Here is a 20687-nt window from a genome sequence, read left to right as displayed (position 1 = left end):
CGCTTAGCATGGCCTTACCGTCCAGCAAAGATAACGCAGCGGAGAAAGTGAACATGGCCACCATTGACTACTATTTTGCGACAATTTCGCCATTCACATATTTGGCTGGCGCGCGGCTGGAAGAGATCGCGGCCAAGCATGACGCGACGATCAACTACAAACCGCTGGATATCATGGCACTGTTCGCGCGCACCGGGGGAACACCACCAAAGGATCGTCATATCTCGCGCGTTGAATATCGGGCGCAGGAATTGCAGCGGCAGTCAAGAAATCTGGGGATTGCGTTCAATATGCAACCGGCGCATTGGCCGACGAACATGGCGCCGTCCTCTTATGCAGTGATCGCGGCAGTCAAGGATGGCTCGGGTGATGTGGGCAAGCTTGTTCAATCCTTCCTGCGCGCCTGCTGGTCCGAGGAAAAGGACATCGCGCAGGATGACGTGATCCGCGCGTGTCTGTCTCAGGCCGGGTTTGATCCGAACCTCGCTGACAGTGGCCTGTTGGTGGGGGCCGAAACCTATGCCGCCAATCTGGAAGAGGCGGTGGATCGTGGGGTCTTTGGCGCGCCTTTCTATATCACCGAGGATGACCAAAGGTTCTGGGGACAAGATCGGCTGGACGATCTGGACCGGCACCTGAGCGAGATGAAAGGGTGAAGGACCAGTTGCCGGTTCATGTCAGAACCCTAGGGCAGGGCGCGCGCAAGGTGCTGGCCCTGCACTGCACCATTGCGCATTCCGGCGCGTGGTCTGGTCTGGCAGCAGCGTTGGAGGGTGAGGCGACCCTGATCGCCCCCGATATGCTGTCGCATGGCCGCAGCCCGGATTGGGATGGGGAGGGGGATTATTTCGACCTCACGACGGCAACTGCTGCCGCGCAATTAACCGAGCCGATGGACGTGATTGGCCATTCCTTTGGCGGCATGATCGCGCTGCGCCTTGCGGTCGAGCATCCCGACCTGATCCGTAGCGCAGTGCTGATCGAGCCTGTTTTCTTTGCCGTCGCAAAACAGGACGTGCCTGATCTGGTGGCGAAACATGACCACGAGGCGCAGCCCTACACGGATGCTCTGGCCGCCGGAGACTTGGCGCTGGCCGCGCGCCTGTTTAACAGGATGTGGAGCTCCGATGACAGCCCCCGCTGGCCGGACCTGCCCGAGCGTACGCGCGCGGCGATGGTGCGGGGCGTGCACGTTGTAACCGCGGTCGAAGACGTCCTGTTTCAGGATCAGAAAGGTTTATTGAACCCCGGCGTTCTGGACCGTGCGACCATGCCGGTTCTGATCCTCAGCGGATCAAAGACGCATCCGGTGATGCCTGCGATAGGTCAGGGGCTGCAGCGACGGCTGCCTAACGCATCCTGCGCCTTGGTCGAGGGCGCAGGGCATATGGTGCCGATTTCACATCCGCAAGATACGGCGCGACTGGTGCAGCAGTTCTGGCAGAACGCCCGCGACCGTTAAAGCAGGGCGAGGAACCGGTCGATCTCCTCGGCGCTAATCGACCAGTCGCAGACCAGTCGGCAAGCGAGAATCTCCGCGTCATCGACCCCATTCAGCTCAGCTCCCCACAGGTGATAAACGGCACCGGCTTCGTGCAGCTGTTTGTGCCGCGCCCGCGAGAATTGGGCGAAGATCATATTCGCCTGCGGTTCATGCAGGAACGAGGCCCCCTTGGCGCGCAACCCCTCGGTCAGTCGGGCGCAGTTGTCATTGGCCTGACGCGCCAGTTTCAGCCACAAGTCATCCTGCAGATATGCCGCCATTTGCGCCGACAGATAGCGGTGTTTGGAAAACAGATGCGCCCCACGCTTACGGCGAAGTTCGAATTCCCAGGCCTTGGATTCGTCGAAGAAGACAACAGCCTCGACCCCCATCAGCCCGTTCTTGGTGCCGCCAAAACTGACCGCGTCCACGCCCGCTTTCCAAGTCATCTCGGCCGGAGAGCAGTTCAGCGCAACCAGTGCGTTGGTAAACCGCGCACCGTCCAGATGGACCGGCAGGCCGTATTCCTTGGCCACGCCACACAGCGCCTGCAATTCGGCCAGCGAATAGACCGACCCACGTTCCGTGACCTGTGTGATCGATACCGGGCCGCGTTGGGGGCCGTGCACGCCGCGCGTCTCTTCAGCCTGAATGGCCACGCGTAAGGCTTCGGGTGTCATTTTGTCTGCGCCCGGCACCAGCGTTAGCTTGGCCCCAGTGTAGAACTCCGGCGCGTTACACTCATCCTCATGGATATGCGCCACGGGTGAACAAAAAATCGTGTCCCAAGGGTTTGCCAGCGTCGCCAGTGCCAGCGAATTCGCCGCCGTGCCTGTGGCCACCAGATAGACCGCCGCGCCCGGAGCTTCAAAGATGCCGCGAATGCGATCGCGCACCTCGTTCATCAGCGTGTCTGCACCATAGGCCATCTGATAGCCTTCATTGGCCGCGTTCAAAGCAGCCATAACCTGCGGATGAACCGGCCCGGAATTGTCAGAGGCAAAATACATCAGCTGGGCTCCTCAATGATATAGTCTTCCCACTCTTCAAGCGGTGTTTCGAACTCGGACACCGTGCGGCCCTGGACCGACATTCCGGCGGCGTGCACGCTGTTGGGCGTACCAGATATCAACGGGTGCCAGTCGTAAAGAGGCTTGCCTTCCCACAGCAGACGATAGGCGCAGGTTTGCGGCAGCCAATAAGCGTGGTCGTCTATGTTGTCGGGCTTCATCACGATGCATTCCGGCACGAACTGGTGGCGGATGTCGTACTGCGTGCAACGGCAGGTCTCATCATCCAGCAGGCGACAGGCCACGCAGGTCAGGGCGACCTCGCCGGTATCTTCGTCCTCCAGCTTGTTTAGGCAGCACTTGCCGCAGCCGTCGCACAACGCCTCCCACTCACGCTGGTTCATTTTGGTCAGCGGTTTGCGTTCCCAGAACCGGGGACTCAGGCCGTTTCGATCAATGGGGTCGGTGGTCATAACGCCGCCAGAATTCCACGGGCCTTGTCGCAGTCGGCATTCATCTGGTTGATCAGCCCGTCCAGCCCGTCAAATTTCATCTCGGGGCGCAAGAATTCAACCAGCCCGACCGACAGGGTCGCGCCATACAGGTCGCCCGAGAAATCGAACAGGAAGGTTTCGATATTGGGGACTTCGCCGTTGAACATAGGCCGGGTGCCTATCGAAGCTGCGCCGTGATAGCTGCCTTGATTGGGGCCGTCCAGCACATCAACCAAAACGGCGTAGACGCCGAATTTCGGTGGATGTAGCCCTTCGATTGACATGTTGGCTGTGGGAAAACCCAATTCGCGACCACGTTGCTCACCGCCGATCACTTCGCCTTCGATCCGGTGCCAGTGGCCCAGCATTTCGGCTGCATCACTTGGGCGGCCTTCGGTTAGGGCTGTGCGGATCGCAGTAGAGGAAACGATGTTTTCGGATCGCTCCATTAGTGGGGCAATGGTGACACCGAAACCCATGTCTTGCCCAAAGCGAACCATGTCATCCGCCGTGCCACTGCGGCCCTTGCCGAAACAGAAATCGGCCCCGACAACCACATGTGACAGGCTCAATCCATCGCAGATTACACCGCGCGCGAATTCTTCTGGCGTCAAACCGGACAGAGCCGCGTTGAAGGGGAGTTCATATAGCTTCCGCACGCCCAGCTTCTCCAACCGGTGTGCGCGGGCATTGCCGCGCATCAGGCGAAAGGGCGGGGTGTCGGGTGCGAAGTACTCGCGTGGGTGCGGCTCGAAGGTCAGCACTCCCAACGGGGCGTCCGGAGCGGCATTGCGCGCCAGTTCGATCACCGACTGATGCCCGATATGGACGCCGTCAAAATTCCCGATCGCCACGCTGGCGCCGCGGTCCTGAGGCTCGATAAACTGAAAATCCCGGATGATGCGCATAGGCGAGTGCGTAGCGTTGCGAGTCAATTTGTTCAAGCGGCAGTTTGATTTTAGCGAGCGAGACCGGACGAAATTGCCCAAAACTTAACAGTAGCCCGGATAACGCTGGAGGCTGTCCCAAGTTTATCGTGCAGCGGATGGACAACTTCTTGATTCCAAAAAAAACCTGTGTGTAGACTGAATGCCCGATCCATAGAATTTACTGTAAACCGGATCGAAGCCCGGCCAGGCTCGAACGAGCCCAGCACAGGAGGCAGACCCATGTATCGATTGCGACTGTTCGCGATTCGCCATGCCCGCACGTTCGAGTGGATTTACAAATGCGTCGAACGCGGCATGGTCGCCATGGACCCGCTATTTGCAAAGATCGGCTACAACCGTGTCGAACGCCCGATAGCGCTGGTCGAAAAAGGTGTGAAGACCCTGCTGTTTGACTGCAAGATGTGTGGACAATGCGTGCTGTCGTCCACCGGTATGTCTTGCCCGATGAATTGCCCAAAACAGTTGCGCAATGGTCCGTGTGGCGGCGTGCGCCCCGGTGAGTTCTGCGAGGTAAAGCCTGACATGAAATGTGTTTGGGCGCTGGCCTGGGATGGAGCAAGCCGAATGCGCCATGGTGGCGACAAGATTAAAGAAGTCCTGCCACCAGTGGAACACACGTTACGGGGCTCGTCGTCCTGGTTGCGGGTCAGCCGCGAGATCGCTGCTCAGGAGCGTGACGCCCGAGACGCCGCGCGAATGACACTGGCGCAGGCGTTTCCCGAAGCACGAGAGAATGAACCTTCTGCGGCACCTCTGGCCGCCGAGCCACCCAACGCGGTGAACCGGGAGCTGAAGAAATGAGCGATGCCCATCGCAGCGAGGTCGAGCCAACTGGCTATGTTCCCGTCCCCGAAGGGTATGTGTCGCACAGCCGATTGGAGAGAGTGCTACGCTCTGGCCGTTTTGCAGTGACGGCAGAGTTGAACCCGCCCGACAGTGCCGATCCCGAGGATGTTTTTCAGGCCGCTCAGCCGCTTGGTGAGGTCGCTGACGCGATAAATGCAACCGATGCTTCCGGCGCCAACTGCCACATGTCTTCAATCGGGATCTGTGCGCTGCTGACGCGTGCAGGGTATTCGCCGGTCTATCAGATTTCCTGTAGGGACCGGAATCGGATTGCAATTCAGGGTGATGTATTGGGTGCCGCTGCATTGGGGGTAAGCAACGTTCTATGCCTGACTGGTGACGGTGTCGGCGTAGGGGATCAGCCGGGGGCAAAGCCGGTTTTCGACTTCGACTCCCTGACCTTGTTGCGCACAATACGCACGATGCGCGATCAGGGAACGTTTCTGTCTGGCCGTAAAATCACACGCCCCCCTCAACTGTTTCTGGGAGCGGCGGAAAATCCTTGCATACCGCCCTATGACTGGCGTCCGGATCGTTTGGCAAAGAAGGTTGAGGCCGGGGCTGAGTATATTCAGACCAACTATATCTACGACATTCCACTGTTCGAGAAATTCATGGCGCGGGTACGGGATGCCGGTCTAGACAAGAAAGTTTTCATTATAGCGGGTGTCGGTCCCATCGCATCGGCACGCGCGGCACGTTGGATGCGCAGCAATGTGCCCGGCATTCACATACCGGATCAGGTCATCGACCGGATGGAAAAAGCGGAAAAGCCCGGTGCGGAGGGTAAAAAGATCTGTATCGAACTGATCCAGCAAATCCAGGATATCGCTGGGGTTTCGGGGGTTCACGTGATGGCCTACAGGCGTGAACACGTGGTGTCAGAGATCATTCTGGAATCCGGCGTACTAAAAGGACGCAAGCGAGTTCGTCGATCCTGACGGCTTCACATTACGCGGTCAGTTGGCGAGGTCCTGAAGACAAAAAAGGCGCCTGTTGGGCGCCTTTTTACACGGGTTGGTGGGGCGATCAGTCAAATTTGCGCGACGGGGCCAGCACCATGGCTTCGCCAATCAGTACTTTCTTACCATCGACCGAACAGTGGCAGTCCAGTTTGACGCGACGCTTGGAAAAGTCGATGTCGACCACCTTGACCTCGGCATAGACCATGTCGCCCGGGCGGACCGGGGCAAGGAATTTCAGCGATTGGCCCATATAGACCGTGCCGTGACCTGGCAGTTGTTCTCCGATCACGGCCGAGATCAGACCAGCGGTCAGCATCCCGTGCGCGATGCGGCCTTCGAAGATCGTATCGCGCGCGTAATCGTCATCCAGATGCACCGGATTCCGGTCCGTGGAGACCTGTGCGAACATCTCGATGTCTTCGTCCGTCACCACCTTACGCAGGTAACGGGTCATACCCATTTCGATGTCTTCAATACAGATCGTGCCGCGCGGAAGATTGTCCAACATGTCGCCCTCACTTGAATCCGTAGGGCAACAAAACAATCAAAGTCACCCCTGTTCGGCAACTTTATTACTTCGCAACTGCAGAAAATCAAGTCTTTTCTGACTATCTCAAGCGACCGATTGTATAGGTGGGATTGATATTTTCCCTTGCAATATAATAGGTTAGGGATTCGTGGTGCGGATGGTGCGACGTTTTTGTTTCAGCCGCAGCCAATCCGCCCGAAATAAACAGAGAATCAATCCCCTCTCCCATGCCGCCAAGAATGTCTGTATGGGGGCCGTCTCCGATCACCAGAATGTCGCCATCGGGGATGTCATGGCCCAGTTCCTGTAACCGGCGGCGGGCCAGATCGTAGATCGGCGGATGCGGCTTGCCGAAATAAAGGCTCTCGCCGCCCATCTCAGTATAAAGTTTGGCCAGTGCCCCAGCACACCATTCCCGCACCTCGCCGCGGTCAACCACGATATCGGGGTTGGCACATAGCAGCTTCATGCCCTTTTGCTTGGCATAGAGGAAATCCGGGCGGTTGACCGACGGATCCGCCATCGGATCGAAGGGACCGCAGCAGACGATGCCTTCGGCCTCATCCAGTGGGACACGTTCGATGTGGATGGGGTGGTGCAGCAGTTTCAGCGGTTCAAAGAATCCGGCATCGCGTTGCCATTCCCCCATGAAGTAAACCTTTTCGCCCACCGCGCCCCGAAACATCGCCGAGCGCGCCGAGTCACCGCTGGTAGCGATGGTGTCATAAGCATCCGCGGGCACGTTGAATTGTGCCAGCTGCTCAGCCACACCAGCGCGGGGTTTCGGAGAGTTCGTCACAAGCACCACAATCCCGCCTTTCGCACGGTAGGCTTGAAGGGCGGCAACGGCTTCGGGGTAGGCGGTGATACCGTTGTGAACGCAGCCCCAAAGGTCGACAAAAAGCGCTTTGTAGCGGTCGGAGATTTCGGTCAGGGCGTGGATGATCTGGGTCATGAAAAGCCTCGGGGGAGTTAAAACAAGGTTGAGTCAGCTATTGCAAAGCTGGTGCAGTTTGACCATCCCGCAATATCAATCGCCGGAGAAATAGGCTCGTTTCTCTCAGTTTTCTTCGGTCACTTTCTCTACGTCCGGTGCTTGCTGGACGGTGTCTGTGCCCAATATGATCTGCGCGCCAATTCTGTTTTGAAAGCGCACAACGACCAAATAGCCCGGACCCAGTTCCTTGCGTAAGACGTCAACCAGAGGTTTCTCTCGCAGGCTCTCAGGTAATAGTCCTACAACCGAGGACACTTTGTAGGCGGCCTCGATCGGTAGGTCGACAATCAACCAGATGTCGGCGTGTTTGCTTTTGGCGTTTACGTCAATGCGGATGATTTCGACTGAGACCGGATCGGCCCAGTTGCGGATGGTTTGTGCCAGTTGTGCCTCGGTCCGTGTTTCGAGGTACCGGTTATACGTGGATTTGCCCAACTGTAGGACGACAAAGGCCAAGAAGGCTAATGTTATCACTACGCTGGCAGTGAAGTTCAGCTTGCGCCGACCTTTACTGAAAACCACCGAGCGGGCCGCGTACACGATATAGACCGCGCAGGCGGACAGGATAATCGCGCCCAGGTTTGTGGCAAACAACAAAACGGCTTCATAGGCTTCTGCCGGTTCTCCGAAATACATCAGTACACCCGAGGCTGACAAAGGCGGCACCAGTGACACACCAATGGCCGCGCCGGGCAGCAAGCTGGCTTCGGATCTGTTGATCTGAACATATGCGCCGGCGACACCTGCAGCCAAGGCCACGATCAGATCCTCGGTTCCGGGGTCAGTCCGGGCCAGAACCTGATCAGGGATCAGGATGCCGCGCGGGACGTCGGCGACATAGACCAGAAACCAGGCCAGCAGGACGCATAGTACGGCTGCACCGCAAACGATCAATGCGAGGTAGAGCGCCCGCCCCAGCCATCCCATGACCATTGCTGCCGCCACGCCAAGAATGGGGGTCATCAGCGGCGCCACCAACATTGCGGCGATTACCACTGCGCCGGAATTGCGCAACATGCCCATCGTGGCGATTACCACGGACAGGGTCAGCAACATGGCAAAGCGGCGCCAATAGGCTGATTTATCCTGGCCTTCGAACCGCAGGATGCTGCGTGTTGTGCTGAACTTGCGCTTACTCATACGTTGGATCTGGTCCGGTACCCATTCTTAGGGCCAGAGTAGCAACGGAAACGTTTCACGCAAATCCTTCAGTGCAATGAAAAAAGGCGCCCTCATAGGGCGCCTTTAAAACCAATTGTTCCGAAGATCAGACCTTGAGGTTCGGAATGATCTGCTTTTTGCGGCTCATGATACCCGGAAGAACAACCGCGTCGCCGTCAACCGACGCGCCAAAGCTTTTCTCGGCCACGCCTTTGACCAGATCGTTCGTTACCAGCAAGGTGGCTTCTTCGTTCAGAATGTCGACGACGAACAGCAGAACCTGATCGACGCCGTCTTCCTTGGCAACGTCCACCATCGAGCCCGCCAGACTTGCCTTACGGTCAAGCACGACGCCGGGTGCAGTGGTTTCCAGAACCGAGACGCGGAACTTGGTGCCGTCCACTTCGTATTCCTTGCTGTCCATGCGGATCAGTTCGGCGTCCGAGAAGGACGATACATCCGATTTCGCCGCGAACATGTCGGCGGCATAGGCCGAGACGTCCAGCCCCAGTTCAGCGGCCAGTTTCTCGGCCACGTCACGGTCATGCGCGGTGGTTGTGGGCGAGCGGAATTCCAGCGTGTCCGACAGAATACAGGTCAGCGCCGCGCCTTTGATGGCTTCGGGCATTTTGACCGCGTCGTCGCCCATCAGGTCAACCATGATGGTTGCGGTGCAGGCCAGCGGGCGCACGGTGATGTCGATCGGGCCTTTGGTTTCCAGGCCGCCGACCAGCTTGTGGTGGTCGATGATGGCGCGAATGTCGGCGCTGTTGATGCTGGCGGGCAGCTCGGCCGGGTTGTTGGTGTCAACGATGACAACAGGCGCGTCTGCTTCGACATCGTCGATGATGCGCGGCTTGGGCAGGTCCCAGCGCTGCAGCATGAACGCGGCTTCGGTGTTGGGTTCGCCCAACAGAACGGGCTCGGCCTGTTCACCTTTGACTTCGTTCAGGTACCACGACCAAAGGATCGGCGAGCCTGTGGAATCGGTGTCGGGGGATTTATGGCCAAATACAAGAGTTGTCATGTCAGCGTCCTGAGGATGATAAATTTGCGCGCCTTATAGGGCGGTCCGCAGGACTTGTCACCCGGCAGAGTTTACGCTGCGACGGTTGGTCTGGATTTTGCTGGTTTCAGGTCAGAACGGCCCGCGGGTCAGGGAATATCCGGCTTGCTGCAGCTGGTTCAGCAGGCCGTGTTTGCCGCTCAGGTGCCCGGCTCCGGTGGCGATTACTGCGGTCTGGTCCTGAATGCTCAGGAGATGCGACATCCAGTTGTTGTTCCGTTCGACAAGCAGTTTTTGCTCGAAGGCACCCCATTCCTCGTCAAACTCTTCGGGCGACATGCCTGAAAATTCAAGCGCCATAATGCGGCCCAGTTCGAGAGCCTGTCCGTGTTTTTCACTGAAATAGGCGTTCGTCATGGTCGCCAACTGATCGTCGCCGTTTTCATAGGCATTGGCCATCCGCGCCAGCGATTGTGCCTGTTCTTCGATAGGATAGAAGTCGAACATAGCCATCAGGTCATCGATGCTCTCCAGCGAATGCTGCGGTATGCCGTGTTCGTTGGCCAAGTCGGTCAGACGCGCATCCATCCCGTGACTGGCCTCCGGCTCCTGAACCAAACACGCGGGCATGGCCAACATCATTCCGACGAACCAGGGACGCATTTTCGCGCCCATCCAGCCGGGTATGCCGCGCTCGGCCAATGCAGAAGACAGGGTTGTCCAGGCCTCTTCGGGCAGCAAATCAATCAAGGTGGGGCCGGACGTGATCAACACCGGGCTCGGGTCCGCGGCTAGTTTTTGTTCCCAAGCGTTCATTTCGTCCTGGGTAACCTCAAAGTAAAAAGCGTCGGCCTGGCTGAGCGTCGGTGTCAGGCGTTCGACAATTGCGTCCATGCGTGGGTCGTTCAGGTGCATGGTCCCGATCAAGTGCAATACAGTGTCACCTTTGGTGGCGATCCAATGGTTGCCTTCCGGAAACGGCAAGTCGACCAGGGCCTGATTCAACTCTGCTCGCATTTCGGGGGTAAAATCCTCCCACAGATCATGCCCCTCACAAGCGGCCTGAACCGTCAAAGGAAAGAGCAGAGAGATCAGAAGCAGGAACAGGCGCATGTGTACAATCCAGTGATGAGATCTTTGCCTGAAACTTGCCCCGGTGGCTGGCGGTGTGCAAGGCGGATCAGAGGGTCGTGCGCGGCCTCTGGCATTCTGTGGCATTTTGCCTAGCATGTGGCCATGGACCGCGAGCAGGATCTCTATCCCCCCATCAAGGCGTTGCTGGAGCGTCAGGGCTATACCGTCAAAGGCGAGGTCGGCGCCGCCGATATCGTCGCCGTGCGGGATGGCGATGACCCGGTGATCGTGGAGCTGAAGCTCCGGTTTTCTCTGGCGCTTTTCCATCAGGCGATCACGCGGCTGAAGGTGACTGATCAGGTTTATATCGGGGTTTGCAAACCCAAAGGGCGCACGGCCCGGCGGGCGCTCAAGGACAATCTCGCCCTGTGTCGTCGTCTGGGCCTGGGGCTGATCACCGTGCGGGCCGATGGCGCGGTCGAGGTACAGTGCGATCCCGGTCCCTATGCGCCGCGCAAGAACAAGGCCAAGGCAGTGCGGCTGCTGCGTGAATTCGACCGGTTGGAAGGCGACCCCAATGCTGGTGGCGCCACCCGGCACGGTATTGTCACGGCCTACCGGCAGGACGCTTTGAAATGCGCGGCGCATCTGGCTGAATGCGGCGCGACCAAGGGGGCCGAGGTGGCAAAAGCGACCGGAGTGCCCACGGCCACCCGCCTGATGCGGGAAAACCACTATGGCTGGTTCGACAAGATCGACAAAGGTGTTTACGCGCTGTCGGACGCAGGCAGCGAAGGTCTGAAACACTGGGCCTACAGCTGGGAAAACGCCGACTGAGGTTAATTGCCAAAAAAATCCATCACAGCTTGTTGACTCGGGGTTTCCGACCCCCTAGCTATTCGTCGTTATCACTCACACACTCCGAGTGCTAACGCCTCACCGTCCGGTGAGGGGAGGATAAACAAACTTTGAGCCCAAGGAGCTGCAAAGATGGCATTGAAACCGCTTCATGACCGCGTGCTGGTTCGCCGTACCGAAAGCGAAGAGAAAACCGCAGGCGGCCTGATCATTCCTGACAGCGCAAAAGAAAAGCCCAGCGAAGGCGAAGTCGTTGCAACCGGCGAAGGCGCACGCAAGGACAGCGGCGAACTGATCGCAATGGCTGTAAAAGCTGGCGACAAGATCCTGTTCGGCAAATGGTCGGGCACCGAGGTTCAGGTCAACGGCGAAGAGCTGCTGATGATGAAAGAAAGCGACATCATGGGGATCATCGAGTAAGCCACGCGCTTTCTCTGATCTTCATTCCAATTTATTTTCTCAAGGAGAAACGACATGGCTGCAAAGGACGTCAAGTTCGACACCGATGCCCGTAACCGCATGCTGGCAGGTGTGAACATCCTGGCCGATGCTGTTAAAGTGACCCTGGGCCCCAAAGGCCGCAACGTGGTTCTGGACAAATCCTTCGGCGCACCGCGCATCACCAAAGACGGTGTTTCGGTTGCCAAGGAAATCGAACTGGAAGACAAGTTCGAAAACATGGGCGCGCAGATGGTGAAAGAAGTCGCCAGCCGCACCAATGACGAAGCCGGTGACGGCACCACCACCGCAACCGTTCTGGCACAGGCAATCGTTCGCGAAGGTCTTAAGCAGGTTGCAGCTGGCCTGAACCCGATGGACCTGAAGCGCGGCATCGACCTGGCAACTGCCAAGGTTGTTGAAGGCATCAAAGACGCCTCGCGCGAAGTCAAAGACTCGGCAGAAGTTGCTCAGGTTGGCACCATCTCGGCCAACGGCGAAGCCGAAATCGGCCAGCAGATCGCAGACGCGATGCAGAAGGTCGGCAACGAAGGCGTTATCACCGTCGAAGAAAACAAAGGTCTGGAAACCGAGACCGATGTTGTCGAAGGTATGCAGTTCGACCGTGGCTACCTGTCGCCTTACTTCGTCACCAACGCAGACAAGATGATCGCAGAGCTCGACGACTGCATGATCCTGCTGCACGAAAAGAAACTGTCCTCGCTGCAGCCGATGGTTCCGCTGCTGGAACAGGTGATCCAGTCGCAAAAGCCGCTGCTGATCATCGCTGAGGATGTTGAAGGCGAAGCGCTGGCAACTCTGGTTGTCAACAAACTGCGCGGCGGCCTGAAAATTGCTGCTGTCAAAGCACCGGGCTTCGGCGATCGTCGCAAAGCCATGCTGCAGGACATCGCAATCCTGACCGGCGGTCAGGTGATCTCGGAAGATCTGGGCATGAAGCTCGAGTCCGTGACCATGGACATGCTGGGCACCGCCAAGAAAATCGAAATCACCAAAGACGAAACCACCATCGTTGACGGTGCTGGCGAGAAAGCCGAGATCGAAGCACGTGTTGCTCAGATCCGCACTCAGATCGAAGAAACCTCGTCGGACTACGACCGTGAGAAGCTGCAAGAGCGCGTTGCCAAACTGGCAGGCGGTGTTGCTGTTATCCGTGTCGGCGGCATGACCGAAGTGGAAGTAAAAGAGCGTAAGGACCGTGTGGACGATGCTCTGAACGCAACGCGCGCAGCCGTTCAGGAAGGCGTTGTCGTTGGCGGTGGTGTTGCTCTGGTTCAGGCCGGTAAAGCACTGGACGCTCTGGAAGGCGCAAACGCTGACCAGAATGCAGGTATCAACATCGTGCGTAAGGCAATTGAATCGCCTCTGCGCCAGATCGCTGAGAACGCAGGTGTCGACGGTGCGGTTGTTGCTGGCAAAGTTCGTGAATCCTCGGACGCAGCATTCGGCTTCAACGCGCAGACTGAAGAATATGGCGACATGTTCTCGTTCGGCGTGATCGACCCGGCCAAAGTTGTCCGTACCGCTCTGGAAGATGCGGCATCGGTTGCTGGTCTGTTGGTCACCACCGAAGCAATGGTTGCCGACAAGCCGCAGAAAGATGCACCTGCTGCAGGCGGCATGCCCGACATGGGCGGCATGGGCGGCATGATGTAAGCACGTCGAATTCGCCTCGGCGAATTCTGACGGCCCCGACAGGCGATTGGCCGCAAGGCCAGGCTGCCGACAGGGAAATGCCACTAAAATATGAACGGGGTCACCTTCGGGAGGCCCCGTTTTTTTGTGTTTCACGTGCCGCGCGGGAATGTGAGTGTCCAAGTCTTCGGGAAACCGCTATGCGGTTGATATGAGACTGTTCCTCCTCACCGCTCTGACCATGTGCGCCTTTGCGGCGAATTCGATCTTGAACCGTCTGGCAATCGATAGCGGCGCCAGCGATCCCGCCGAGTTCGCGGTTGTTCGTGTTCTGGCCGGGGCTGTAGTGCTGGCTGCTCTGGTCTGGACGAGGGCCGGGCGCCTGCCGCTCCGCAATCGGCGCAGGATTGCGGGGGCAGGGGCACTGTCGCTGTACATGATCGGGTTCTCGCTGGCTTATCTGACCTTGGATGCCGGACTGGGGGCATTGATCCTGTTCGGCGTGGTGCAGATCACCATGTTTGCGGTGACCTCCATGACAGGGAGCATCCCAACCGCCCGCCAGATTGCCGGTGCTGCAATTGCGCTGGCCGGGCTGACCTATGTGCTCTGGCCGTCCGATGCGATACAGGTCGACCTTGTAGGTGCGGTGCTGATGACGGCTGCCGGTATCGGTTGGGCAATCTATTCACTGGTTGGGCGGTCTGAACCAGACGCCTTGGCGGGTACAGCGGCCAACTTCATCGTCGCGCTGCCGGTCACGGCACTGGCGCTTTTGATCAACGGAGGAGACTGGCAGATGAACGCTTCGGGCTATTTGCTGGCTGCCATCTCTGGCGGTGTAACGTCGGGGATGGGTTATGCGCTCTGGTATCGCGTCCTGCCGCAGCTTGCGCCTACTACAGCGGCTGTGGTGCAATTAAGTGTTCCAATCATTGCCATTCTAGGTGGCGTTCTCTTGCTTAGCGAAACCGCCAGCCTGCGTCTTGTTATGGGTGCAGCGTTGGTTCTGGGCGGCATCGCGCTGGCCGTCCTGCGCCTGAAACCACGCTAGGGGTTTCATCACCTGCGCTTAGGTCTTATCTGGCGGCTATGAGATACCTGCTCGCCTTGTTTCTGTTCCTCGTCCCCGCCGCGGTTCACGCGAAATGCGTGGTGTTGTTGCACGGGCTTGCGCGGACCGAGGCGTCGTTCACCGTTATGGAGCAGCTTTTTCAGGCGCATGGCTACACCGTGGTGCGACCCGGATATCCTTCAACGGATTTGCCGATCCCTGAACTGGCCAATCAGACTTTGCCGGACGCGTTCGCAGGCTGCGGTGATGACACCGTAAATGTGGTGGCGCATTCGATGGGCGGCATCCTGCTGCGCTATTGGTTGCAGGACCACCATCCGGAAAACCTGGGCCGTGTGGTCATGCTTGGCCCGCCCAATCAGGGGAGCCAGTTGGTCGATGAACTAGGCGCCTGGGAGGTGTTCGGTATGTTGCACGGACCCGCCGGGCTGGCGCTGGGGACCGGTCCCGAAGGCATTCCACGTCAATTGCCTCCGGTGGATTTCGAGCTGGGTGTGATTGCAGGCGAGAACTCGTTGAACCCGGTGTTTTCGTCACTGATCGATGGTCGGGATGACGGCAAGGTTTCGATCGAGACGACAAAGGTCGAGGGGATGAAGGACCACATCGTCCTGCCGGTGACCCACACCTTTATGATGAACAATCCCCGCGTGATGGCGCAGGCGTTGCATTTCATCGAATATGGACAGTTTGATCCCCAAATCACTTGGCTGGACGGGGTTATGAGTATCATCGACGAAATCTGTATCGGGCAGGATTGCTCGGAGCCCGAGTCGGAGCTTTCTCAATGACTGCGCTGAATCTGACCCTGATCGGCGCAGAGGTGCTCCTGCCGGAGCGGGGCCTTGTGCATGAGGACCTTTCTTTCGCAGATGGCGTCATCCTGTCGGATCACGCTGGACGTCAGGTCGATTTGTCAGGGTATGTCGTTTTGCCAGGTATTATCGACCTGCATGGCGACGGGTTCGAACGCCATATAGCGCCGCGTCGTGGGGCGATGAAGCAGATGGATGAGGGTATCCTCTCGGTCGAGGCCGAGCTGGCCGCGAATGGCATCACCACCGCCGTGCTGGCTCAGTTCCACAGTTGGGAGGGTGGGGTACGTGGCCCCGAATTCGCGGGGCAGGTGTTTGATGCGATTGCCAGGGTCAAGGATCGCGTCGTGACCGACCTGATGCCGCAGCTGCGGTTTGAGACGCATATGCTGGACGATTTTGCGGGCTTGCCCGAGCGGATTGCCGAATGGCAGGTGCCCTATATAGTGTTCAACGACCACTTGCCGCATGACCGCTTGGCAGAGCGGCGCAAGCCGCCACGCCTGACCGGGCAGGCGCTCAAGGCTGGGCGCAACCCGGAGAAACACTTTGAACTGTTGTTGTCCATGCATGACCGCCGGACCGAGGTGCCTGCGGCACTGGACGCGCTGTGTGCGCATCTCGCCAAGCAGGGCGTGCGTATGGGTAGCCATGACGATGCCACCGCACAAACCCGTGCCGAATGGCGTGCACGCGGGGCACAAATCGCCGAATTCCCCGAAACGCTTGAGGCTGCCGAAGCCGCGAGTGCCTGCGGAGACTACATAATTTTGGGCTCGCCCAACGTGGTGCGTGGGGGCTCGCACAAGGGCAATGTCAGTGCGCTGGACCTGATCACGATGGGGTATTGCGACGCACTGGCCTCGGACTATCACTACCCCAGCCCCAGACGGGCCGCGTTGATGTTGGCCAAGTCCGGGTTGGTCGATATGGCAGAGGCGTGGGCGCTGGTGTCCTCGGGGCCTGCACGTGTGCTGGGACTGCAGGACCGTGGGACGCTGACCCCGGGCCAGCGCGCCGATCTGGTCATTCTGGATTCCGAAACCCACCGCGTTGCCGCCACTCTGGCAGCAGGTCGGGTCAGCTACATGGCCGGAGACATCGCGGACCGGTTCGTCCGCTAACCCGCTTCATCTTTTCCCAAAGACTCCTGCCTGAGGCATCGCGCGTCCGCGCGATATCTTAGCGCGAGATGCGGTTGAAATGACCCATCTTGCGACCGGCCTTAACCTCTACCTTACCATAAAGATGCAGCGCCACGTCGCGCTCCTGCGCCAGTTCGGGGACGCGATCCATGTCGTCGCCGATCAGGTTCTCCATGACCACATCCGAATGCCGTTGCCCGTCTCCCAGAGGCCATCCAGCCACGGCGCGGATATGTTGTTCGAATTGGTCCACCGCACAGCCGTTCTGCGTCCAATGACCCGAGTTATGCACCCGAGGCGCAATCTCGTTCACGATCAGACCGGTGGGCGTGACGAATAGCTCAACACCCATAACTCCCACATAGTCCAGCGCGTTCAGGATATTAGCTGCCAGCAGCACCGCATCCGTACGTTGTGCCGGACGTAGCCGTGCTGGAACTGTCGTTGTGTGCAGGATACCGTCGCGGTGCACGTTCTCGCCGGGGTCGAAACAGGCAACCTGACCGTCCAGCCCACGGGCGGCGATGATCGAAACCTCGTGGCTGAATTCCACGAACCCTTCCAGGATCGACGGCGCGCCCGCCATATCAGTCAGAGCTGCCTCGGCGTCCTCAGGCCCACGCAACCGCGCTTGCCCCTTACCGTCATAGCCGAACCGACGGGTCTTCAAGATGGCGGGCGTGCCAATCTGCTCAATCGCCGCTTTCAGGCTGTCCAGATCGGTGATATCGGCAAAAGGCGCGGTTTGCAGGCCTAGCCCCTGCAGAAAGTTCTTCTCGGTCAGCCGGTCCTGACTGACCCGCAATGCCTCGCGTCCCGGCCGGATCGGGCAGTGGGATTCCAGCAGATCCAGCGCCTCGGTCGGGATGTTCTCGAACTCATAGGTGATGACGTCGACGGACTCGGCAAAGGCGCGCAAGGCGTCCGCATCGTCATAGGCCGCAGTAGTCACCCGGTCGGACACCTGACCGGCGGGCGGGTTGGCGGAGGGTTCAAAGATATGGGTTACAAATCCCAGACGAGCTGCGGCCACGGACAGCATCCGGCCCAACTGGCCACCGCCCAGAATTCCGATCTTTGCGCCGGGTTGCAGCATGTCACTCATCGACGGGCTCCTCGGGGATCGAGGCCGACAGAGCCTCACGCCACGCGTCCAAGCGTTGCGCCAGAGCATCGTCTTGCAAGGCCAGAATCCCGGCAGCCATCAGACCCGCATTCGCACCACCTGCTGAACCAATCGCCATGGTTGCAACGGGAAATCCTTTCGGCATCTGAACGATGGAATACAGTGAGTCTACACCAGAAAGTGCTCGCGTCTGAACCGGAACTCCAATCACCGGCACACGGGTTTTCGAGGCCATCATACCCGGCAAATGCGCAGCCCCTCCGGCCCCGGCAATGATTACATGCAGACCGCGCGAAACGGCGGTCTTACCATAGTCCCACAAACGGTCGGGTGTGCGGTGCGCCGAGACGATGCGTTTCTCATACGCAATGCCCAGTTCATCCAGAATGTTCGCGGCTTCTTTCATCGTGGGCCAGTCCGATTGGCTGCCCATGATAATCCCCACTTTTACGTCGCTCATCCGCTTTCTTTCCTGCCTTCTGAGAGAGCGCGCACTATAGCTAAATCCGACTTCGTGGCAATGCGTCAGGCGATGATGTCAGGGGTCAGACGATCTTCGATCAGGCGAATGATGTCCTTGAGCCGCAGTTTCTGTTTTTTCAGCCGCTTGATTGTCAGCTGATCGGCGGTGCCAGTGGCTTGCAGCGCCTCGATCGCCTCGTCCAGATCACGGTGTTGACGGCGGAAAACCTCCAGTTCAACCCGCAAAACCTCGTCTGTTTTCATCGAAAGATCGGTGGGCGCGTTCATGTGCGACTCAGTGCCTTTTGTGGTGCTTAACACACAAGATAGTGTGTCAGGCTTTATCCGGCCAGACCTTGTGGACATCCCTGCATATTCCCATATTCTATTCTACACGGTTGCCAGAACGGGGCCGCACCACACGTCGCTTTGACAAAAAAGGACGAAAATACGTGTCGAAACTTACTCTTGGCTCATACCCGCATCTTTTGGGGTTCGAGCAGCTGGAACGCCTTCTGGAACGGTCTGCAAAGGCTGGCAACGAAGGGTACCCGCCCTATAACATCGAACAGACCTCGGATTTTTCGTACCGCATTACTCTGGCGGTTGCCGGGTTCGCGGAAGAGGATCTGTCGATCACCATCGAGGATCGCCAACTGGTGATCCGGGGCCGTCAACGCGACGACAGCGAGGGGCGTATTTTCCTGCACCGTGGCATTGCGGCGCGTCAGTTTCAGCGCATGTTCGTGCTGGCTGATGGTGTCGAGGTGGGCGAGGCGATCATGGAAAACGGTCTGCTGCATGTGGATCTGACCCGCGCCGTGCCCGAAACCGTGGTGCAAACGATCAACATAAGAAAGGGGTAAGAGCAATGAATACACCGATTGAGCTGAACGCCGAAGGCGACAGGATCGTCTATGTGAAAGCTGTCGACGTCGCTGATCTGCCTCGGGAAGTGCGCGAACAGGCGGGTGATCTGGATCAGCTTTACGCCGTTCACGACTCCGATGGTCAGCAACTGGCGCTGGTCGCCGACCGCAAACTGGCCTTCAACCTCGCGCGCGAGCATGACTATTCACCGGTGGCCGTGCACTAAGCCACAAGATTTCCACGTGACATCTACCGCCCCGCGGGCGAGATATGCGAACCTGTAGCGGTTCGCATATCGAAAGGGTGCAACACATGAGCTGGTTTGATTTTGATTGGGTAGACGCCTTCAGCGACCGCGCTTTTGGCGGCAACGGGTGCGCAGTGGTGCATGGTGGTGCCGTGCTTTCCGAAGATGTCTGCATGGCTTATGTGCGCGAAACTTCTCTGGTTGAGTGCACGTTTACGGGACCGTCCGATGTGGCAGATATTCGGGTGCGTTATTTCCTGGCCAGCCGCGAGATTCCCTTTGCCGGGCACCCCACAATCGCTACCGTGGCCGCGATGCGGTCGCGTGACCTGTTTAAGGGCGATGAGTTGACGCTTGAGACCGGGGCCGGGGTCGTATCGATCCGCCTGAACGGCGATGAGATCGAGATGACGCAGGTTGCGCCGCAATTTGGTGCGATGGTGCCTGCTGATCTGGTTGCCGCCGCCATCAGCCTGCCCGAAGAGGCTATCATTTCTCCGCCGCAATTTGTCTCTACCGGACTACCCTTCTGCGTCACCGTTCTGCGCGATCATGAGGCCCTGCGTGCCGCAAAGCTGGACGTCAGCGTGCTGCCAAAAATAACTGAGAAGGCCGGGTTTTCGGGATCAGATATGGCCGAACCTTTCCTTGTGACACTCAAAGGTGCGACCGATACGGGCGACACGTTCTCACGCCTGTTGATGGCACCGCCCAGTCCCCCCGAGGACCCGTTTACCGGATCGGCCACCGGTGCAATGGCGGCCTATCTGTGGAAATATGGGTTGATGCCCAAAGACACGTTCGTCGCTGAACAGGGACATGACATGGGGCGGGCCGGTCAGGCCACTGTCACCCGTGTTGGGCCAATGGATGCGATGACCGGAATCAAGGTTGCGGGTTGCGGCAAGGTGCTCATGCGCGGTCAGGTCGATCTGTCTGAAGCCGAGTGATGATCCGGCTCTAGATACGCCTCAACCGACCGGCCGGCAGGACAGTCGGTGATCCGGAAGCCATCGTCTACATGGTTATGCGGCTGCAGAGCATTCCGATTTCGGTTTTCTGCATCATTACGTTGCCACGGTTCCCATTCGGGAGGAACACAACGCTGAGAACCCCACATCCTGTTCGTTGTTCGCCTTGGATGAGTTCAGCTTTGAAAAAAGAAAAAGCCCCCGCGATGCGAGGGCTTTAGCATGTTTATGGCGCCAGTTTACGACGCTGCAATCAGGCCCATGCTTTCGAGTTTGAGCAGGACCTGATGGGCACAGTTGTCGACGTCGACATTCTCGGTCTCGACGCTCAGTTCAGGGTTCTTAGGCACATCATAGGGGTCCGAGATGCCGGTGAACTCTTTGATCTTGCCCTCGCGCGCCAGCTTGTACAGGCCCTTGCGGTCGCGGCGTTCGCATTCCTCGATCGAGGTCGCGACGTGCACTTCGCAGAAAGCACCGAACTGTTCGATCTCTTCCCGAACCGCGCG

At 58.5% G+C, this 20687-nt stretch carries 25 protein-coding genes; 13 read left to right on the top strand and 12 right to left on the bottom strand.

Features of this window, described 5'->3' with window-relative positions; all coding sequences use genetic code 11:
* Positions 1-53: 53 nt before the first annotated feature.
* Together GOW98_RS11305 and GOW98_RS11300 are read left to right on the top strand one after the other, a co-directional pair.
* Positions 54-656 carry a 2-hydroxychromene-2-carboxylate isomerase gene (locus GOW98_RS11305; RefSeq protein WP_170332036.1) on the top strand — a complete coding sequence of 201 codons (603 nt, stop codon included), beginning with the start codon at positions 54-56 and terminating at the stop codon, positions 654-656.
* Positions 653-1462, top strand: a complete 810-nt coding sequence (locus GOW98_RS11300) for an alpha/beta fold hydrolase (protein WP_170332034.1) — start codon at positions 653-655, stop codon at positions 1460-1462. Before GOW98_RS11305 ends, GOW98_RS11300 begins: the two co-directional genes overlap by 4 nt.
* Here the strand turns inward: GOW98_RS11300 and GOW98_RS11295 are convergent.
* From GOW98_RS11295 to GOW98_RS11285, 3 genes are read right to left on the bottom strand one after another with little or no spacing between them, the layout of a single operon-like run.
* Positions 1459-2493 carry a threonine aldolase family protein gene (locus tag GOW98_RS11295; protein ID WP_170332032.1) on the bottom strand — a complete coding sequence of 345 codons (1035 nt, stop codon included), beginning with the start codon at positions 2491-2493 and terminating at the stop codon, positions 1459-1461. The genes GOW98_RS11300 and GOW98_RS11295 overlap by 4 nt on opposite strands.
* Positions 2493-2966, bottom strand: a complete 474-nt coding sequence (locus GOW98_RS11290; RefSeq protein WP_170332030.1) for a YcgN family cysteine cluster protein — start codon at positions 2964-2966, stop codon at positions 2493-2495. The genes GOW98_RS11295 and GOW98_RS11290 overlap by 1 nt, the downstream gene beginning before the upstream one ends.
* The gene (locus GOW98_RS11285) at positions 2963-3895 is read right to left on the bottom strand and encodes a bifunctional riboflavin kinase/FAD synthetase (RefSeq protein WP_170332028.1); all 933 of its coding nucleotides are present in this window, start codon (positions 3893-3895) and stop codon (positions 2963-2965) included. Before GOW98_RS11285 ends, GOW98_RS11290 begins: the two co-directional genes overlap by 4 nt.
* Before the next feature lie 261 nt (positions 3896-4156).
* Here GOW98_RS11285 and GOW98_RS11280 point away from each other — a divergent pair, with 261 nt between their 5' ends.
* Positions 4157-4738, top strand: coding sequence for a methylenetetrahydrofolate reductase C-terminal domain-containing protein (locus tag GOW98_RS11280; RefSeq protein ID WP_170332026.1), 582 nt, complete (start codon positions 4157-4159; stop codon positions 4736-4738).
* Entirely contained in the window at positions 4735-5724 is a 990-nt protein-coding gene (locus GOW98_RS11275; protein ID WP_170332024.1) for a methylenetetrahydrofolate reductase, read from the top strand. The genes GOW98_RS11280 and GOW98_RS11275 overlap by 4 nt, the downstream gene beginning before the upstream one ends.
* Before the next feature lie 88 nt (positions 5725-5812).
* On the opposite strand, the gene GOW98_RS11270 is transcribed toward GOW98_RS11275, so the two are convergent.
* The 5 genes from GOW98_RS11270 to GOW98_RS11250 all read right to left on the bottom strand — a co-directional run bounded on the left by GOW98_RS11270 (position 5813) and on the right by GOW98_RS11250 (position 10554).
* Positions 5813-6256 (bottom strand): MaoC family dehydratase, encoded by a 444-nt coding sequence (locus GOW98_RS11270; protein ID WP_170332023.1) that lies wholly within the window; start codon positions 6254-6256, stop codon positions 5813-5815.
* Between the two features lie 100 nt (positions 6257-6356).
* Positions 6357-7232, bottom strand: coding sequence for an HAD family hydrolase (locus GOW98_RS11265; RefSeq protein WP_170332021.1), 876 nt, complete (start codon positions 7230-7232; stop codon positions 6357-6359).
* Between the two features lie 105 nt (positions 7233-7337).
* Entirely contained in the window at positions 7338-8414 is a 1077-nt protein-coding gene (locus GOW98_RS11260; protein ID WP_170332019.1) for a DUF389 domain-containing protein, read from the bottom strand.
* Positions 8415-8541: 127 nt separating this feature from the next.
* On the bottom strand, positions 8542-9462 hold the full coding sequence (locus GOW98_RS11255; protein WP_170332017.1) for a manganese-dependent inorganic pyrophosphatase: 921 nt from the start codon (positions 9460-9462) through the stop codon (positions 8542-8544).
* Positions 9463-9573: 111 nt separating this feature from the next.
* The gene (locus GOW98_RS11250; protein WP_170332015.1) at positions 9574-10554 is read right to left on the bottom strand and encodes a TraB/GumN family protein; all 981 of its coding nucleotides are present in this window, start codon (positions 10552-10554) and stop codon (positions 9574-9576) included.
* Positions 10555-10677: 123 nt separating this feature from the next.
* Between GOW98_RS11250 and GOW98_RS11245 the strand changes: the two genes are divergently transcribed.
* The 6 genes from GOW98_RS11245 (at position 10678) to GOW98_RS11220 (ending at position 16481) form a co-directional block, all read left to right on the top strand.
* Entirely contained in the window at positions 10678-11352 is a 675-nt protein-coding gene (locus tag GOW98_RS11245; RefSeq protein WP_170332013.1) for a DUF2161 domain-containing phosphodiesterase, read from the top strand.
* A 153-nt stretch (positions 11353-11505) separates the two neighbouring features.
* Positions 11506-11793: a co-chaperone GroES gene (gene groES, locus GOW98_RS11240; RefSeq protein WP_039523824.1), complete on the top strand. Its 288-nt coding sequence runs from the start codon at positions 11506-11508 to the stop codon at positions 11791-11793.
* Between the two features lie 54 nt (positions 11794-11847).
* On the top strand, positions 11848-13488 hold the full coding sequence (groL, locus tag GOW98_RS11235) for a chaperonin GroEL (RefSeq protein ID WP_170332011.1): 1641 nt from the start codon (positions 11848-11850) through the stop codon (positions 13486-13488).
* 190 nt (positions 13489-13678) lie between these two features.
* Positions 13679-14521, top strand: a complete 843-nt coding sequence (locus GOW98_RS11230) for a DMT family transporter (protein WP_170332009.1) — start codon at positions 13679-13681, stop codon at positions 14519-14521.
* A gap of 38 nt (positions 14522-14559) precedes the next feature.
* Complete coding sequence (locus tag GOW98_RS11225) at positions 14560-15333, top strand: alpha/beta fold hydrolase (RefSeq protein ID WP_170332007.1); 774 nt, start codon at positions 14560-14562, stop codon at positions 15331-15333.
* Complete coding sequence (locus GOW98_RS11220; RefSeq protein ID WP_170332005.1) at positions 15330-16481, top strand: alpha-D-ribose 1-methylphosphonate 5-triphosphate diphosphatase; 1152 nt, start codon at positions 15330-15332, stop codon at positions 16479-16481. The genes GOW98_RS11225 and GOW98_RS11220 overlap by 4 nt, the downstream gene beginning before the upstream one ends.
* Positions 16482-16539: 58 nt before the next feature.
* Here the strand turns inward: GOW98_RS11220 and GOW98_RS11215 are convergent, their stop codons facing one another.
* The 3 genes from GOW98_RS11215 to GOW98_RS11205 form a co-directional block, all read right to left on the bottom strand.
* Positions 16540-17607, bottom strand: coding sequence for a 5-(carboxyamino)imidazole ribonucleotide synthase (locus tag GOW98_RS11215; RefSeq protein ID WP_170332003.1), 1068 nt, complete (start codon positions 17605-17607; stop codon positions 16540-16542).
* A complete protein-coding gene (purE, locus tag GOW98_RS11210) occupies positions 17600-18088 on the bottom strand; it encodes a 5-(carboxyamino)imidazole ribonucleotide mutase (RefSeq protein WP_170332001.1) in 489 nt (162 codons plus the stop codon). The genes GOW98_RS11215 and purE overlap by 8 nt, the downstream gene beginning before the upstream one ends.
* Positions 18089-18153: 65 nt before the next feature.
* Positions 18154-18378, bottom strand: a complete 225-nt coding sequence (locus GOW98_RS11205) for a YdcH family protein (RefSeq protein ID WP_170325931.1) — start codon at positions 18376-18378, stop codon at positions 18154-18156.
* Positions 18379-18542: 164 nt separating this feature from the next.
* On the opposite strand from GOW98_RS11205, the gene GOW98_RS11200 reads away from it, so the two are divergent.
* The 3 genes from GOW98_RS11200 to GOW98_RS11190 all read left to right on the top strand — a co-directional run bounded on the left by GOW98_RS11200 (position 18543) and on the right by GOW98_RS11190 (position 20157).
* Positions 18543-18956, top strand: coding sequence for an Hsp20 family protein (locus GOW98_RS11200; protein ID WP_058275530.1), 414 nt, complete (start codon positions 18543-18545; stop codon positions 18954-18956).
* A gap of 5 nt (positions 18957-18961) precedes the next feature.
* Entirely contained in the window at positions 18962-19186 is a 225-nt protein-coding gene (locus GOW98_RS11195) for a DUF1150 family protein (RefSeq protein WP_170332000.1), read from the top strand.
* A gap of 86 nt (positions 19187-19272) precedes the next feature.
* On the top strand, positions 19273-20157 hold the full coding sequence (locus tag GOW98_RS11190) for a PhzF family phenazine biosynthesis protein (protein WP_170331998.1): 885 nt from the start codon (positions 19273-19275) through the stop codon (positions 20155-20157).
* A 260-nt stretch (positions 20158-20417) separates the two neighbouring features.
* Here GOW98_RS11190 and GOW98_RS11185 read toward each other — a convergent pair.
* Positions 20418-20687 (bottom strand): adenylyl-sulfate kinase (locus GOW98_RS11185; protein WP_170331996.1); only part of this gene is annotated, 270 nt, incomplete at its 5' end.

The sequence above is a fragment of the Ruegeria arenilitoris genome (assembly GCF_013032445.1).
Classification (GTDB): Bacteria; Pseudomonadota; Alphaproteobacteria; order Rhodobacterales; family Rhodobacteraceae; genus Ruegeria; species Ruegeria arenilitoris_F.
Note: the sequence above shows the minus strand (reverse complement) of the source record. Positions and strands in the feature narration are given on the sequence as shown.